This window comes from Dialister sp. (assembly GCF_051885895.1).
Classification (GTDB): domain Bacteria; phylum Bacillota; class Negativicutes; order Veillonellales; family Dialisteraceae; genus Dialister.
In genome coordinates this window covers 1-17,070 of record NZ_JBJEXP010000012.1, presented here as the reverse complement: position 1 = coordinate 17,070, position 17,070 = coordinate 1, and the positions used below count along the sequence as shown (strand labels likewise).

At 52.0% G+C, this 17,070-nt stretch carries 11 protein-coding genes; all 11 read left to right on the top strand.

The features are described from left to right. Positions 1-552: 552 nt before the first annotated feature. On the top strand, positions 553-1,500 hold the full coding sequence (locus tag ACI4N7_RS01040) for a TIGR01212 family radical SAM protein (protein ID WP_439731515.1): 948 nt from the start codon (positions 553-555) through the stop codon (positions 1,498-1,500). Positions 1,501-1,651: 151 nt separating this feature from the next. Next, positions 1,652-2,563 (top strand): PhoH family protein, encoded by a 912-nt coding sequence (locus tag ACI4N7_RS01035; protein WP_439731514.1) that lies wholly within the window; start codon positions 1,652-1,654, stop codon positions 2,561-2,563. Beyond that, positions 2,547-3,038 carry an rRNA maturation RNase YbeY gene (gene ybeY / locus ACI4N7_RS01030; protein ID WP_439731513.1) on the top strand — a complete coding sequence of 164 codons (492 nt, stop codon included), beginning with the start codon at positions 2,547-2,549 and terminating at the stop codon, positions 3,036-3,038. Before ACI4N7_RS01035 ends, ybeY begins: the two co-directional genes overlap by 17 nt. Next, positions 3,028-3,432: a cytidine deaminase gene (locus ACI4N7_RS01025; protein ID WP_439731512.1), complete on the top strand. Its 405-nt coding sequence runs from the start codon at positions 3,028-3,030 to the stop codon at positions 3,430-3,432. The genes ybeY and ACI4N7_RS01025 overlap by 11 nt, the downstream gene beginning before the upstream one ends. Before the next feature lie 19 nt (positions 3,433-3,451). Further along, positions 3,452-4,360: a GTPase Era gene (era, locus tag ACI4N7_RS01020; RefSeq protein WP_439731511.1), complete on the top strand. Its 909-nt coding sequence runs from the start codon at positions 3,452-3,454 to the stop codon at positions 4,358-4,360. Positions 4,361-4,757: 397 nt separating this feature from the next. After that, a complete protein-coding gene (locus ACI4N7_RS01015; protein ID WP_439731510.1) occupies positions 4,758-6,077 on the top strand; it encodes a hemolysin family protein in 1,320 nt (439 codons plus the stop codon). Beyond that, positions 6,061-6,705 carry a DNA repair protein RecO gene (gene recO, locus ACI4N7_RS01010; RefSeq protein WP_439731509.1) on the top strand — a complete coding sequence of 215 codons (645 nt, stop codon included), beginning with the start codon at positions 6,061-6,063 and terminating at the stop codon, positions 6,703-6,705. Before ACI4N7_RS01015 ends, recO begins: the two co-directional genes overlap by 17 nt. Positions 6,706-7,109: 404 nt before the next feature. After that, positions 7,110-10,925 (top strand): DNA-directed RNA polymerase subunit beta, encoded by a 3,816-nt coding sequence (rpoB, locus tag ACI4N7_RS01005; protein WP_439731508.1) that lies wholly within the window; start codon positions 7,110-7,112, stop codon positions 10,923-10,925. 23 nt (positions 10,926-10,948) lie between these two features. Next, positions 10,949-15,091 carry a DNA-directed RNA polymerase subunit beta' gene (gene rpoC / locus ACI4N7_RS01000; protein WP_439731507.1) on the top strand — a complete coding sequence of 1,381 codons (4,143 nt, stop codon included), beginning with the start codon at positions 10,949-10,951 and terminating at the stop codon, positions 15,089-15,091. A 227-nt stretch (positions 15,092-15,318) separates the two neighbouring features. Then, positions 15,319-16,101: a hypothetical protein gene (locus ACI4N7_RS00995; protein ID WP_439731506.1), complete on the top strand. Its 783-nt coding sequence runs from the start codon at positions 15,319-15,321 to the stop codon at positions 16,099-16,101. Continuing rightward, complete coding sequence (locus tag ACI4N7_RS00990) at positions 16,098-16,832, top strand: hypothetical protein (RefSeq protein WP_439731505.1); 735 nt, start codon at positions 16,098-16,100, stop codon at positions 16,830-16,832. Before ACI4N7_RS00995 ends, ACI4N7_RS00990 begins: the two co-directional genes overlap by 4 nt. Positions 16,833-17,070 lie beyond the last annotated feature (238 nt).

Sequence of the window (17,070 nt, the reverse complement as noted above, 5' to 3'; positions counted from 1 at the left end):
CCCCGTGGGAAAAGCACAGTCACAAAAACACCGATTGTCATTCGCCTGAATGACGCTTTTGCATTCCTGTCATTTCGATCAAAACGGAGTGCAGCGGAGAAATTTCTCTGCTTAGTGCTTAATGTCGTTCTTGACACAAATAGCCTTTTTACGCCGACTGGTATTTAGTGCCGGCTGTTTCAAATGCTCCGCGGACCAGGATTCTTCACTGGCGCTCAGAATGACGCATGTTATGGCGCATTTCTTGTGGATAACTCTATCCTTTTTCCTGCGGGTTCCCCTCCACCCACAGGTCATCCTGAGTGAAACGAAGGATCCCGGTAAGAACAGCAGATGAGGGGAAATGCCATAAATACCAGTCGGCGGGGATGAAGGCCTGACCCGTCGCAGAAAGTACGAAGGAGCTGCCGCTTACGTTCAAAATGACTGTGTCCGGCGGGAAGAAGACCAGCCCCAGCCACCAGCTTACTTATATCTTATATAAAGTGCAATTATGGCGGGAGTATTATATAATTATATTGAATCATTGTTTATTGGATACACAGGAGTTGTATGGAGCGTTACAGGAATTATTCTGATTACTTGAAGGAGCGGTATGGGGAGAAGGTTTACAAGATCCCCGTGTCGCTTCCCGTGACCTGTCCGAACCGGGACGGTACGCTGTCTTCCGGGGGCTGTATTTTCTGCGGCTCTATCGGAGCGGATTATGAAACGAAGGCGGTGGGCATGGGCATTACCCGCCAGCTGGATCGGAGTATGGCCCATGTGGGGCCGAAGTACAAGGCCAGAAAGTTTATTGCCTATTTTTTAAATTTTACAAATACCTATGCACCTCTTTCCGATTTCAAAAAATGGGTGGAGGAGGCCATGAGCCATCCGGCTGTAGTGGCGGTGGATGTGTCTACCCGGCCGGACTGCATTCATGAGGCTTATCTTACTGTACTGAAGGAAGCGTCCCTGAAGTACGGAAAGGATGTAACGGTGGAACTGGGGCTCCAGAGCAGCAATGTGCATACCCTTTCCATTTTGAACCGGTGCCACGGGCTGGCGGAGTATATCGATGCAGCTCTCCGCATCGGACGGTTCGGCTTTGGACTCTGCACCCACGTGATTGCGGATCTTCCCTGGGATGACCGGCTGGATGTGATGGAAACGGCTAAAATCATTTCGGCCCTTCCGGTGACAGAGGTGAAGATTCATTCTCTTTATATTGTGAAGGGGACGAAGCTGGCGGACATGTATGAAAAAGGGGAAGTGAAGCTTCTTCCCATGGAAGAATACATGGAACGGGCTGTGCTTTTTCTTTCTTATCTTCGGAAGGACATTGTGGTGCAGCGCATGGTGGGCCGGGCGTCGGGCGGAAATACGATTACCGTAAACGGCGGCTCCCCCTGGTGGGAGGTAAAGGATCGAATCGACCGGCTGCTGGAGGAAAGAAATGTGACCCAGGGCTGCCGGTGTGATTATCTGGACGGCGCCGCTGTCCGGCGGTTTTTATAAATGAAAAAGGGCCGGCGGTCCTGTAAAAGGAACGTTCCGGCAGGGCATTTGAACAGAGAGGAATAGAGCTACGGAACGAGCAGAAGAAATAATCATCAGGGATCAGCAGGAAGCGTCCCATCTTTTTGAAAGAGACAGTTCATATCTGAAGGTGATCGGAGAACACTACGGCATTGATATTTCAGGCCGGGGAAATCTGATCCGCATGAAGGGCGAAACGGAGTCGGTGGATCAGGCAGTGCGGGTCATAGAACGGCTCCGCCATATGGTGCGGGAACGGATACGGCTGTCAGAGCGGCAGGTGCGTCTTGTCATGACGCTTCTGGATGAAGGAAAAGAACATCTTCTTCTGGAAATGGAAGAGGATATTATCAATTTCACAAAGAGTGGAAATCCGATCCGCCCCCGGACTCTGGGGCAGAAACTCTATGTGGACGCCATCCGCAGGAATTCCATTACCTTCGGTATCGGACCGGCAGGCACGGGCAAGACTTATCTGGCGGTGGCGCTGGCGGCGTTTGCTTTGAAGAATCATGATGTACAGCGTATTATCCTGGTGCGTCCGGCGGTGGAAGCAGGGGAAAAGCTGGGATTTCTTCCCGGAGATATGCAGGAAAAGGTAAATCCCTACCTGCGCCCTCTTTTTGACGGCCTGCTGGATATGTTCGGGCCGGAAGAATTTGTGCGTCTCCAGCAGAAGGGACAGATTGAGGTGGCGCCTCTTGCCTACATGAGGGGACGGACCCTGGAAAAGTCCTTCGTCATCCTGGACGAGGCACAGAATACCACAGTGGAGCAGATCAAGATGTTCCTCACCCGTCTGGGCTTCCGTTCCAAAATGGTTATCAACGGCGATGTGACCCAGATCGATCTGCCGCCCCATGTAAAGAGCGGGCTGATCGATGCGCTTCGGGTGCTGGAAGGAATCAGGGATATAGGGCAGGTCCGTTTTTCAGAGGATGACGTGGTGCGTCACGATCTGGTAGCGGCAATTATTCATGCCTATGAGGAAGATGCAAAAAGAAATCAAAACGGAGGCTGCGGTCATGGAAATCACAATTAATTACAGCGATATGAAATTTTACAGCGAGGAGCTGGAAGCACTGATCCACAAGGTGCTGGAAAAAGGAGCAGAACTGCAGAAGGTGCCGGAGGATGCGGAAATCAGTGTGCTCATCTGCGATGGGGAGACGATCCACCAGCTGAACCGGGACTACCGCCATGTGGATGCGCCTACGGACGTTCTTTCCTTTGCGCTGAACGAAGGGGAAGATGATATTCCGGAAGAGGAAAAAGCACTGGGAGATATCGTCATCAATCTGGACCGGGCCGTGGAACAGGCCCAGGAATTCGGCCACAGCAAGGAACGGGAAATGGCCTATCTTTCTGTCCATGGTTTCCTTCATATCCTGGGCTATGACCATTATGACCCGGAGGAAAAGAAGGCCATGAGGAAGGCGGAAGAGGATATCCTCGGCGCCTGCGGCCTCACCCGTATTGTTACGGAAGGAAAGCTGGAAGCAGAACATGAGGGCTGAGGAAATACGCTTTCTTCTGGAAAAGGCGGAGGAAGCAAGGAAGGGGAGCTATTCTCCCTACTCCCGGTATCCCGTGGGAGCAGCAGTGCTGACAGAGGATGGCAGAGTCTTTGGGGGCTGCAATATGGAAAATGTATCCTATCCCGCTTCTCTCTGCGCCGAACGGAATGCCATCGGCAGCGCGGTGACTGCCGGGGAGCGGGCCTTCCGGGCCATTGCCATTATCGGGAGCCGGGACGACTATACCATGCCCTGCGGTATCTGCCGGCAGGTGATGGCGGAATTTCATGTGCCTCTCATTATCTGCGGAAAATCAATGGAGGATTACCGCCTCTTCACCTTAGATGAACTATTTCCTTCCGCTTTTCAGGAAGAAGGATTGAAAAAACAGTAAAATCCTGCAAGGAGCCTATATGACAGAAACAGACAAAAAATTTCATTCCGGCTTTGCCGCTCTGGTAGGCCGGCCCAATGTGGGAAAGTCCACCCTTATGAATGCTCTTCTGGGGGAAAAGATTTCCATCGTTTCCGCCCATGCCCAGACCACCAGAAATAAAATCACCGGTGTGTGGAACGGTGACAATTCCCAGGTGGTTTTCCTGGATACGCCGGGCATGCATAAGCCCCAGAGCAAGCTGGGCGAAGCCATCCGGCAGAGCACCATGGACGCTCTGGACGAGGTGGATCTCATTATTTTCCTCTGCGCCTGCAATGATCCTCTGGGAGCGGGGGACCGGTATATCCTGAGTCTGCTGAAAGACCGGAAAGTACCGGTGATTCTGGCCCTTTCCAAGACGGATCTCATTTCCAAAGAAGAAGTGCTGAAGAAAATCGTACAGTACAGCAAAATCTATCCTTTTGCGGAAATCATCCCTCTCTCCGCGCAAACAGGGGAGAATCTGGACGAACTGATGAAGTGCGTGGTGAAATATCTGCCGGAAGGGCCGAAATACTTCCCTGACGATATGGTAACGGACCAGCCGGAAAGAAATATCGTGCAGGAAATCGTTCGTGAAAAGCTGCTCATCCGTACCAGGGACGAAGTACCTCACGCCATCGGCGTATTCACCGAAGAATTTTCCGAACGAGAAAACGGCAAGGTTTATATCCGCTGCACCATCTATGTAGAAAGAGATTCCCAGAAACGGATCATCATCGGTAAAAAAGGAAGCGTCCTCAAGGCCGCCGGCCAGGAGGCCCGGGAAGAAATCCAGAACCTTATCGGCGCTCCCGTTTTCCTGGATCTCTGGGTAAAAGTCAGCAAGGACTGGAAAAATAAAGACTATATCCTGAGGGAACTGGGATATAAAGAGCATAAGTGACACGCACTGAGGGTTCTGAAATGACAGGCCTGCGGCTTGAGGGTGGCAGCCGGCGCCTTTTAATAAATAAAAGGCGCCGGTTTATATAAGACACTTGTACTGGCGGGCGATTGGAAAACCGGACAGCTTCACTTTGTTCGTGGGCATGTATCCTTTTGGCGCTGGCGTACCACCTTTTTCCCGGAGGGGACTTTTATGCTTCTCTTTAGAGGAACAGGAGTGAGAGTTTATTTTCATGGGGCGAAGCCTCCACATCCGCCCTCATACGCGAAGCGTCTGTCAAATGTAAGCCCCCTGGGCAGGGGCCATCAGACGTGAGAACCTTCTGCGCCCGAAGGGCGCATTTTACAAGGAGGAATGACTTATCAATACGGATATACAGTGGCTGGCAGTTTCAGTGGCAGCTGCGCTGGCCGCTTCCTTTTTTAACTATAAGAATACACTGGTCAATTTTTCGTTTGCCCGCATGCGTAAAAAATATATTGAAGATAATGACGAACAGGATCCGGAACTGATCAGGAAGGTGGCTCCTTTTTACCAGAGAACCAGCCAGATTCTGGGCGGTACCCAGGTGGCATTTGTGATTTACTGCGGTATCTTTGCCTTAAGTCTTCTGGGCATGGTGATTTTCGGCTATCGTCTGCTACTTCCTCTTCTGGGGGAAGAGGCGTCCTGGGCAGTGGATCTTATCCTGGCGGTGTCAGCAGTCCTGCTGCTGACGGCCTTTTGGACGGGGACCATTCTGTATCCCGGCACCCGGGCCCTGGTGGAGCCTCTGCCGATTCTGGCATCCCACCGCTGGGTGGTGCATTGGAACCGGCGGCTGTTCAAGCCGGTGGTACAGGCCGGCCTTTTCCTGGTACGGCGCATTTTCAGGCTCCATAAGATTCCTTTCCGGAATGAAGTGAATTTCACCTATACAGAGGATGAAATCCGCTGCATTGTAGAAGAAAGCAACCGGAGCGGCAGGCTGAATGCACTGGAAAACACGCTGATTAAAAATTCCTTTGATTTCTTTGACCTTATGGTGCGGGATGTCATGATTCCCCGCAATAATATGGTGGTGCTCTACTATAACGACGACATGGAAACCATGCGCCGTGTGATTTCCAAGGCGCACCATACATGCTACCCGGTGTGCATGGATGATAAGGACCAGATTCTGGGATTCATCCATGTGAAGGATTTCATGGAAAAGCTTCTCCGGGGCGAAGGAAATGTAAAGGGCATTATGAGGGAAATCCTTACGGTGCCGGAAGTCATGCCGGCGCCGTCTCTGCTCCAGCTGATGAAGAACCGCCGCATTTACCTGGCGGTGGTGGTGGATGAATACGGCGGCACGTCGGGACTGGTAACGCTGGAGGATCTGGTGGAAGAGCTGATCGGGGAAATTCCTCAGTCCGTGGATACCACGCCCTATGAGATTCTCCGCATGAAGGACGGCACCTACGAGTTTGACGGCACCGTTATTCTGGAAGATGTATCGGACCGGCTGGAAATCGATCTGGCGGGGGAAGATAAAAATGCCACCATCGGCGGATTTGTCTTTTCCCATCTGGAAAGAATTCCGAAGGTGGGAGATCATGTGGATTTCTCCGGATGGCGTTTCTCCGTGCTTCGCATGGATGGATTCCGTATTGTCCGGGTGAAGGCGGAAAAGATGGAAGAGCCGGCGGCAGACGGAAAGGAAGAGGAGGCCCATGAAAAGAGCGATTGAGAGCGGAGAGGCTCTGGTGCTTCACAGTACGACAGGCAGAGAGGGAGGGAAGATTCTCTCCCTTTTTACTGCATCCAGGGGGCGTATGGTGATGACTCTTCCCCGGGCTGTCATGGCCCGCTGCGGAAGCGGACTCACGGCGCCTTTTTCTTTGATCCGCTATACTGCTTCCATAGAAGGAGACTATGCGGTGCTCAGCCAGTATGAGGGCCGCCTTCTTTTCGACATGATGAAGATCCCCTATGAAGAAATGCAGTACTGGTTCTACGTCATTGAACTGACGGAAAAGCTTTTTCCCCGGGACGACAAGGATGACGGCGCCTATGATACGCTTGTAAGAGCAGGAGAAGCAGGAGGAAAAAGAAACAGTCTGCCTCTCTGCTTCATGACGGCAGTCAAGCTGCTGGCCCTGGCGGGCTTCGACGCTGCGGCACCGGAGGAAGCAGAGGAGAAGCATCTCTCCGGAGAGGCGCTTGCCCTCCTCACCGCTTTCCGTGATTATCAATGGAACAGTCCTTTCTCCCGGACTATTTCCCGGAAGACCTTCCACGAAGCGGCAGCCTATGTAGACAGCTTCGTGGAAAATGTATGCGATATCAGACTGAATACAAAAGGGGCATTTTTATAGGAAACAGCCAGCCGTTTTGCGGCTGGCTGTTTCCCGGTTCATAGGGTTCGGCCCGCTGCAGGCGGCCCCATGGAAGCCTATTGCAATTTCTCATTCATCATGCTAGAATTGGCTGGAACAAAAAGGATGAAAAAAGCAATAGGAAATTTCTGCGCAAGAAAATTTCTATATGCAGCATAAAAAAATCTATAAAAGAAAATATGAAGACCTAGTTATTTAAAATTTTTGGGTATTAATCAGGAACGATTACTTGCAATGAGAATCAGATTGTAGTAAAATTTATTTTTGCAACCGTTCCTTTTTATTATTTATATATAGAGGTATTAAAGGCTTAAGGAAGGGCAGGGAAAGGCTCCTGCCATTTCCAAAGGCCCGTGTTTTGAAACGAAAGGGTGAGGCGAGGAATGCCCAACAGCAAGATGTTCAGACCTGTGCAGGTTGGTAAGAAAAAGAGATACACCTATGCCAGATCACAGGAAGTTCTGAAAATGCCGCATTTGCTCGACCTGCAGACAAAGTCCTACGAATGGTTCTGCAGGGAAGGGCTGAAGGATGTATTTGCAGATATTTCCCCAATTGAGGATAGCGCACATAAGTGGGCGCTCCACTTTGGCGATTATTATTTCGGCAAAGGCAAGTACAATATCGAACAGTGCAAGGCGAAGGATGTCAATTATTCAGCTCCGCTCTACGTAAAGGTCCGTCTGGAAAACAAGGAAACCGGTGAACTGAAGGAACATGATCTGTTCATGGGCGATTTCCCGGTAATGACTGACACCGGCACCTTTATCATCAACGGTGCAGAACGTGTCATCGTATCCCAGCTGGTTCGTTCCCCCGGCGTGTACTACAAGAAGGAAAGGGACGCTTTCGATAAGGAAATCTACAGCGCTCAGCTCATTCCGAACCGCGGCGCCTGGATCGAACTGGAATCGGATCCCAGCGGCTCCATTTCCGTCCGCATCGACCGCAACCGCAAAATGCCGGTAACCGTTCTTGTCCGTGCTCTGGGCTATTCTTCCAATGAGGAAATCCTGGATCTGTTCGATCATGATATCCACATTGAAAAGACCCTGGACAAAGATAACACCACGGATCGCAAATCCGCCCTCATTGAAATTTACCACAAGCTGCGCCCCGGTGAACCGGCTACGGAAGAATCGGGCACCACGCTTCTGAACAATTTCTTCTATGATCCCCGCCGCTACGATCTGGCCAAGGTAGGCCGCTACAAGCTGAACAAGAAGCTTGCCTGGAAGAATCGTCTCCTGGGTCATAAGACCGAAGGTCCTATCGTCAATAAGGAAACCGGTGAAGTGGTCATCGAAGGCAACAGCCTCATTGATGAAGACGCTATCGCTAAAATTGAAGAAAGCGGTGTATTCTCCTCCTTTGACCAGGTAGAAGTGATGACCCAGAAGGATGACGGCACGCCCGTCAAGGTTATCTGCTCCTCCGGCAACAGAGAAGATAATTACCGTATTCTGGAACGCTGCGACATTATCGCCTGCATTGACTACCTGCTGAACATGATGCAGGGCTATGGCAGAAGCGATGATATCGACCATCTGGGCAACCGCCGCGTACGCTGCGTCGGCGAACTGCTGCAGAACCAGTTCCGTATCGGCCTGACCCGTATGGAAAGAGTTGTCCGCGAAAGAATGACCACCCAGGATCAGGATAAAATGACCCCGCAGGCTCTGGTGAATATCCGCCCGGTAGTGGCAGCCATCAAGGAATTCTTCGGATCCTCCCAGCTGTCCCAGTTCATGGACCAGACAAACCCGCTGGCTGAACTGACCCATAAGCGCCGTCTGTCCGCCCTGGGCCCCGGCGGTCTGTCCCGTGAAAGAGCCGGATTCGAAGTCCGCGATGTGCATTATTCCCATTACGGACGCATGTGCCCGGTAGAAACCCCTGAAGGTCCGAACATCGGTCTGATTTCCTCTCTGTCCAACTACGGGATCATCAACAAGTACGGCCTCATTGAAACGCCTTACCGCATTATCAAGAAGAGCGTAAACCCGGAAACCGGCAAACAGGAATATCACGTAACCGATGAAACCAAGTATGTCACTGCCGACATTGAAGAAGATAAAATCATTGCCCAGGCTTCTGAACCGCTGGACAGCGAAGGCCACTTCATTCACAAAAATGTAGCAAGCCGCCGCGGCCCGGACGTATTGGAAGCAGAACCGGAAGAAGTAGACCTCATGGACGTATCGCCGAAGCAGGTGGTCTCCATCGGTACATCCCTTATTCCGTTCCTGGAACACGATGATACGAACCGTGCCCTCATGGGCGCCAACATGCAGCGCCAGGCAGTACCGCTGCTTCGTCCGGAAGCGCCTCTCGTAGGCACCGGCATGGAATGGGTAGCCGGCCAGGACTCCGGCGTGTGCATCCTCGCCAAGAGAGGCGGCACCGTGGAAAGAGTGACCGGACGCCAGATCATTGTCCGTGCAGACAATGGCGAACTGGACACCTATGATCTCATTAAATTCATGCGCTCCAACCAGTCTACCTGCATCAACCAGCGTCCAACCGTATTCAAGGGCGAAAGGGTAGAAAAAGGCGATACCCTGGCTGACGGCATGGCAACCGACCAGGGCGAACTGGCTCTGGGCCACAACGTACTGGTAGCCTTCGTATCCTGGGAAGGGTACAACCACGAAGACGCCGTACTGATTTCCGAACGTCTCTGCAAGGATGACCTTTACACCTCCATCCACATTGAAGAATACGAATGCGATGCCCGTGACACCAAGCTGGGCGAAGAAGAAATCACCCGCCAGCTGTCCTCTGTTTCCGAAGATGCAGTGAAGTATCTGGACGAAAACGGCATCATCATGGTCGGCGCCGATGTACGGCCGGGAGATATTCTGGTAGGCAAGGTTACCCCGAAGGGCGAAACCGAACTGACTCCGGAAGAAAGACTCCTCCGTGCTATTTTCGGCGACAAGGAAAGAGAAGTCCGCGATACTTCCCTCCGCGTGCCTCACGGCGAATTCGGCAAGGTAGTGGATGTCAAGGTCTTCACCCGTGAAAACGGTGATGAACTGGCTCCCGGCGTGAACAAACTGGTCCGCGTCTACATTGCCCAGAAACGTAAGATCCGTGAAGGCGATAAGATGGCAGGCCGCCACGGCAACAAGTGCGTATGCTCCCGCATTCTGCCGGTAGAAGATATGCCCTTTACCCCCGATGGCCGTCCTGTAGATCTGGTACTGAATCCTCTGGGCGTACCGTCCCGAATGAATATCGGCCAGATTCTGGAAATTCATCTGTCCTGGGCCTGCCATATGCTGGGTGAAGAAATTCATGAAGCCATGAAGGACCCGGCTAAATATGAAGAAATGAAGCAGCGTCTCATCGACTGCGGCTATGATTTCGATAAATACGGCATGCCTGAACCTACTGAATCGGGCATCCACATTGCAACCCCTGTATTCGACGGCTGCCGTGATGAAGATCTGGCAGCTACCCTGAAGGCAGCCGGACTTCCGGCCAATGCCAAGACCGACCTCTATGATGGCCGTACCGGTGAAAAGCTGGACAATCAGGTCACCATCGGCTGGAAATACATGCTGAAGCTCCATCACCTGGTAGACGATAAGATTCATGCCCGCTCCACCGGCCCATACTCCCTGGTTACCCAGCAGCCTCTGGGCGGCAAGGCACAGTTCGGCGGCCAGCGCTTCGGCGAAATGGAAGTCTGGGCACTGGAAGCCTACGGTGCAGCTTATACCCTGCAGGAAATCCTGACTGTGAAGTCCGATGATGTCATCGGCCGTGTCAAGGCTTATGAAAAGATCGTGAAGGGCGAAAACATTCCGAGCCCGGGCGTTCCGGAATCCTTCAAGGTCCTCATGAAAGAACTGCAGTCCATTGGTCTGGATGTACGGATCCTCAATGAAAACGGCGATGAAGTCGTACTGAAGGAACTGGACGAAAGCGACCTGGAACAGGGCTACGGCGGCGGCGAACGCTGGCACCGGGATGAAGTAAAGGAAGCTATGGAAGGCGATTCTGCCGTGACAGAATCCCGCAATGCCATGGAAACATCCATGAACGGCGGAGAAATCGTTGGCAGCAACGATGTGGCATCCTTCAACGATACCCTGGAAGCAGAAGCCAATGCACCGGCTGATGAGGAAGCAGGCTTCAACGAAACGGACATGAACAATGAAACCGGCCATGATGATGGCCAGGATGAATAAGACCGGAAAGGAGAAATACCCAATTGTTAGATGTAAACGAATTTGATTCCATGAAAATCGGCATCGCCTCTCCGGAAAAGATCCTTGAATGGTCCCACGGCGAAGTGACAAAGCCGGAAACAATCAATTACAGGACCCTGAAAGCGGAAACAGATGGTCTTTTCTGCGAAAAGATTTTCGGACCGACAAAAGACTGGGAATGCAAGTGCGGCAAGTATAAGAAAATGCGCTACAGAGGCACCATCTGCGACAAGTGCGGCGTAGAAGTCACGAGCTCCAAGGTGCGTCGTGAAAGAATGGGCCACATCGCTCTTGCCTGCCCTGTTTCCCATATCTGGTACTTCAAGGGCACCCCTTCCCGCATCGGACTGATTCTTGAAATCTCTCCCCGTCAGCTGGAAAGAGTTCTCTACTTTGCAGCTTACATCGTTCTTGACCCCGGCAGCACCGATCTTGTGAAGAAGCAGGTTCTGAACGAACAGGAATACCAGGACGCTGTAGCCAAATTCGGACCGGGCTCCTTCAAAGCCCAGATGGGCGCAGAAGCTATTCAGAAGCTCCTGAAGGAACTGGATCTTCCGAAGCTGGAAGCAGCTCTGAAAAAGGAAATCGAAGAAGGCAGCGGCCAGCGTAAAGTAAGATGCATCCGCCGTCTGGAAGAAGTAGAAGCATTCCTTCACTCCGGAAACAAGCCGGAATGGATGATTCTCACTGTTCTTCCGGTTATTCCGCCGGATCTTCGTCCTATGGTTCAGCTGGATGGCGGCCGTTTTGCCACCTCCGACCTGAATGATCTGTACCGCCGTGTCATCAACCGCAACAACCGTCTGAAACGACTGATGGAACTGGGCGCACCGGAAATCATTATCCGGAATGAAAAACGTATGCTTCAGGAAGCAGTTGATGCTCTGATTGATAACGGCCGCCGCGGCAGAGCAGTTTCCGGCCCCGGCAACCGTCCCCTGAAATCCCTTTCCGATATGCTGAAAGGCAAGCAGGGCCGTTTCCGTCAGAACCTCCTCGGTAAACGTGTCGACTACTCCGGCCGTTCCGTTATCGTTGTAGGTCCTGAACTGAAAATGTACCAGTGCGGTCTGCCGAAGGAAATGGCTATCGAACTCTTCAAACCGTTCATTATGCATGAACTCATCAAGAGAGGCGTAGCCAACAACCTGAAAGCAGCCAGAAAGAAAGTAGACAAGCTGGCTCCGGAAGTCTGGGATGTACTGGGCGATGTCATCAAGGAACATCCGGTACTCCTGAACCGTGCGCCGACCCTTCACAGACTGGGCATCCAGGCTTTTGAACCGATCCTCTGGGAAGGCAGAGCTATCAAGCTGCATCCGCTGGTATGCCCGGGCTACAACGCCGACTTCGACGGCGACCAGATGGCCTGCCATCTGCCGCTTTCCGTAGAAGCACAGGCAGAAGCAAGAACCCTCATGCTTTCCATCAACAACATCCTTTCCACCAAGGATGGCAAACCGGTAGCTATTCCTTCTCAGGATATGATTCTGGGATCCTACTACCTCACCATTGTGGAAACGGCTAATGATGCGAAGGTTGATTTCACACCGGAAGAAAAAGCAGCCAACCCCCATGCTAAATTCGATCCTATGAAGGAATGGAAAAAGGCAGAAGACGAAATGGATACTTCCCGTCTCCACGCCTACACCGGATATGACGAAGTCATGCTGGCTTATGCTCTCCATGAAATCCGGATCCACGATTTCATCAAAGTCCGCATTCCCAAAGAAGACCGTCCTGACGGCTTCAATGACGATGACAAGGACCTGGTCATCACTACGCCGGGCCGCCTGATTTTCAACTATGCAATCCCGAGAGAACTCCGTTTCTTCTACAAACGTCATGAAAAGAGAGTAGACGAAAACGGAAAGACCTATGAAGTGGTCAACAACGGCCTCGGCATTACCATCGGCAAGAAGCAGATGGGCAAGCTGGTCAATGACTGCTTCAAGAAGCTGGGCTTCAAGGCCACCGGCGATCTGCTGGACTCCGTCAAAGCCCTTGGCTTCCACTACGCTCTGGTATCCGGTATTTCCATCGGCATTTACGATGTAGCCGTACCGCCTGAAAAGGATAAGATCCTGGAAGACGGCGATGAAAAGGTAGACCAGATCAAACGGTTCTTCCGCCGCGGCCTCATGACCGATGATGAAAGATACAGAAGAGTCGTTGAAGTATGGAGCAAGAAGACAGACGAAGTAGGCGCTGCCATGAAGAGCTCCATGGTGAAGTTCAACCCGCTGACCATGATGGCCCAGTCCGGTGCCCGTGGTAATGATAACCAGATCAGACAGCTGGCCGGCATGCGCGGCCTGATTGCCGATACCTCCGGTAAGACCGTAGAACTGCCGGTTAAGGCAAACTTCCGTGAAGGCCTGACCGTCCTCGATTACTTCACATCCTCCCACGGCGCCCGCAAAGGTCTGGCCGATACCGCACTCCGTACGGCAGACTCCGGTTACCTCACCCGCCGTCTGGTAGATGTATCCCAGGATGTCATTGTCAGAGAAGAAGACTGCGACGTACAGGTTCTCAATTTCGACAGAGAACAGAGCATCATCGCTTCCCAGCCGGAAGTCAAGAGCCGGATTATGGGACTGAAACCGAAGCTTCTGGGCGCTGTGCTTGATGAAGACGTCATCGACAGAAGAAACGGCGACATCCTTCTCGTCAAGGGCAAAACCCTGGATGCTGACGATGTGACCCTCCTCAACCATCACCTGGTAGAGGAAATCAAGGTCATCATCCCCACTGCTGAAGGCGAAGAAGCAGAACAGCAGGAAACCTTCAACCTCGGCACTGCTGATGCAGTAAAAGAATACAACCGCGCTATGCGCCACCACCTCACCGTTCACTTTGCAGGAAAGAAACTGGAAGAAGACGCAGTGGACCGCAGGGGCAATGTGATTCTTCCTGCAGGCACTGAAATCAATGCAGAAACCGCAGAAACCATTCTGGCTTCCGATATTCCTCTCATCAAAGTCCGCATGGACCAGATGGAAGGAGTAGAAGTAAGCAAGATTGAAGAAAACGGACAGCCCATCGAATCCCTGGCAGACCGCATTGCCGGCCGCTGCCCACTGGAAGATGTGGTGAATCCTGATACCGGCGAAATCATCGCTAAGAAGAACGAAGAAATCTCCGATGACCAGGCTGCAGAAATCGAAAAGCATTATGATAAGCTGAAAGTCCGCTCCATCCTGACCTGCCATTCCGCTCACGGCGTATGCGCTAAATGCTATGGCAGAAACCTGGCTACAGGCCGTCATGTAGAAATCGGCGAAGCAGTAGGCATCATTGCTGCCCAGTCCATTGGCGAACCGGGCACCCAGCTGACCATGCGTACATTCCATACCGGCGGCGTTGCTTCTGCCGAAGATATTACACAGGGTCTTCCACGTGTCGAAGAATTGTTCGAAGCACGTAAACCAAAGGGCAATGCTACCATTTCCCGTATTGCCGGTACCGTATCCATCACTTCCGCTGACGACAACCCCAATGTCAAAGTGATCACCATCACCAATGATGAGGAAACGGAAAGCGAAAAGATTCCGGTAGCAAAGAAGATTTCCGTACAGGATGGACAGCATATCGAAGCAGGCACCCGCCTCTTCGAAGGCAACATCAATCCGCACGATATTCTGGCAGTCCTTGGCGTACAGGCTACCCAGAACTACATCGTCAAGGAAGTCCAGAAAGTATATAGAAGCCAGGGCGTAGAAATCAATGATAAACACATTGAAATCATCGTTCACCAGATGCTCCGCAAGATCAAGATCATTGATCCGGGAGACTCCGGCTGGCTCCCCGGCGAAACTGTGGATATCGTAGCATACCGCAGCACCAATGAACGCCTCGACGACGAAGGCAGAAAGAAAGCAGTAGGCGAAAACCTGCTCCTGGGCACCACCAAGGCAGCTCTTGCCACCGACTCCTTCCTCTCCGCCGCATCCTTCCAGGAAACCACCAGAGTTTTGACCGAAGCCGCTATCAAAGGCAAGGAAGATCCTCTCCTGGGCCTCAAGGAAAACGTCATCATCGGCAAACTCATTCCGGCTGGCACCGGTATGTCCCGCTACCGCAAGCTCAAAGTGGTTCATAATGATGAACCGCCGGCAGCAGAACCGAAAGCGGAATAAGCCAATAAAAAACAGCTCCTTTATGGGGCTGTTTTTTATTGGGCCCGGCCATGCCGGCTGTTTCCAATGCGGCGGGCAGGGACATTCCTCGCTTTCGCTCAGGATGACGACGTCCGGCGGACTGCTGTCTCGCTGTTCCACTATAATTCCCCTTGAGAAATTCCCCGTTTTTCTCTACAATAAAAGGAAAAGCAGGCGGAAGCCTGCATTGATGAGAAGGAGCTTCTATGAGACGGCTTAGGAATATAGTTCTGGCAGCGGCAGTTTTGCTTGGCGGATGGCAGGCAGCCATGGCGGATGATCTTGTCATTTCCGGTCTGGGCACTATGCCCCTGGGGGACGGGATTACCGTAACCGACGGGAAAGACAATATGCTGGTGGATCTGTTTAAAAAGGAAACAAAAACGAAAGGATATGAAAAGACTGCAAAAGCAGCCATGTGGTCTATTCTCACCATACCGCCGGGAATGAACATGTATCCGGAAAAGGGTCCTTATCCCTATGATTCCCTGCATCTGTACCAGCTGGTCAAGCGGAATGTGCGGGGGACATACACAGCAGCAGTGTTTGTCTTTTCCGGCAGTGAAGAGGATTTCTTTCATGAAGGAAGAAAGAAGGATGCTCTTTTCTGGCGGGACGCCTTTCGGAAAGACGCCAATCGTCCTACCTCCCTCTTTGGCATGCCCAAGATTTCTACGGAAGAATTTCAGGGACTTCTGGATGATGTACTGAAGGAAAAGTCCGGTGACAGCCGGTCTGTCAAAATTCTGGCCTTTAATCCCTGGCATGCGTTCAAGGATGAGGACGGCACCTATCACTGGTCCCAGGAGGCTAAGGTGATCATTACCAATGAGAAGGGTCTTTCTTTCCCCATGTGGATTTATACATCTCTCTACCGGGAAGGGGATCGGTATTACCTGATTGAAGTCAATGGAAGCCATGAAGCGGCGGATGAACTGGAAGAATCCCTTCTCTATGGACTGTATCGGTTGAAAAGGAGCAGCACATGAAAAAAATTGCAGCATTGGCTCTGGCAGCCCTGCTTCTGACAGGCGGACAGGCTCTGGCCTATGACATATCCGCTCTGGCAGTCAAAACGCTGCCCAAGAGTTTTTCCTATAAAGACATTCCCGGAGAGCAGCGGCTCAGTTTTGGCGGCGGAGAAATTCCCTACCATATGGGCCAGCTGTCTATTACCCTGAAAAAGGCGCAGAAGTTCTCCTCCGGCTACATCATACAGGCACAGCTGCCAAAGGAAGCGGCAGAGCAGATGCGCCCCTATTTCCGCATGAATCTGGGAGAAGAGCAGTGGCAGGGGCTGGTCAATATGAACCGTGGCCTGCTGGATCCGTCCTCTATCCTTCGGCAGGATATGAAAAAAACAGTGCTCAGCCTGGCCGTCAATGCACTGGGCACGGTAGCGGAGCAGAATGTGTCCGTGGATATTTCGGAAATCGAACCATTTCGCCGGCTCACGGCGGATGAAGCCTATGTATATACCGCCGGCGCCCATGTGACCTACAGCGCAGGAGGATTGATCCTTCCAATGTACAGCCGTGCCTATTTCTTCCCCAGCTCCGATGGACAGAACCTGGATGTGCTCATGCTCTTCACCCCTGATGAAGGCAAAGGCCCCCTGGTCTACGCCATCGATGACCTGGCCAAGGCAGCGGCCAAGGAAGAGCTTCTCGGTGCCGGCGGATATAAGGATCTGGGAGTTATATTGGGGGAGAAAAAGTAAACGATAGAAGAGTATCGGCTGCCGGCTGTCCGCTTTGGGAATATGAGGGTTCAGATGGTTCAAAAGGTGCATAGGGTTCAAAGGGGGCGGCAGGCGCCTTCAAAAATAAGTGGGCGCCGGTTTTATAATACTTTTTCCAAATGAAAAAGGACTCCGCAAAGAGGGAGTCCTTTTTTATTTGAATAAAAATTGTTTTGATAATAGTAAAAGGTCAGCGATCGGGGTATTCCGGCCGACC

Coding starts and splice junctions, on each gene's coding strand:
- recO (WP_439731509.1), top strand. CDS start 6,061: ATGAAAAGAGCGATTGAGAGCGGAGAGGCTCTGGTGCTTCACAGTACG.
- ACI4N7_RS00990 (WP_439731505.1), top strand. CDS start 16,098: ATGAAAAAAATTGCAGCATTGGCTCTGGCAGCCCTGCTTCTGACAGGC.
- ybeY (WP_439731513.1), top strand. CDS start 2,547: ATGGAAATCACAATTAATTACAGCGATATGAAATTTTACAGCGAGGAG.
- ACI4N7_RS01040 (WP_439731515.1), top strand. CDS start 553: ATGGAGCGTTACAGGAATTATTCTGATTACTTGAAGGAGCGGTATGGG.
- era (WP_439731511.1), top strand. CDS start 3,452: ATGACAGAAACAGACAAAAAATTTCATTCCGGCTTTGCCGCTCTGGTA.
- ACI4N7_RS00995 (WP_439731506.1), top strand. CDS start 15,319: ATGAGACGGCTTAGGAATATAGTTCTGGCAGCGGCAGTTTTGCTTGGC.
- ACI4N7_RS01025 (WP_439731512.1), top strand. CDS start 3,028: ATGAGGGCTGAGGAAATACGCTTTCTTCTGGAAAAGGCGGAGGAAGCA.
- rpoB (WP_439731508.1), top strand. CDS start 7,110: ATGCCCAACAGCAAGATGTTCAGACCTGTGCAGGTTGGTAAGAAAAAG.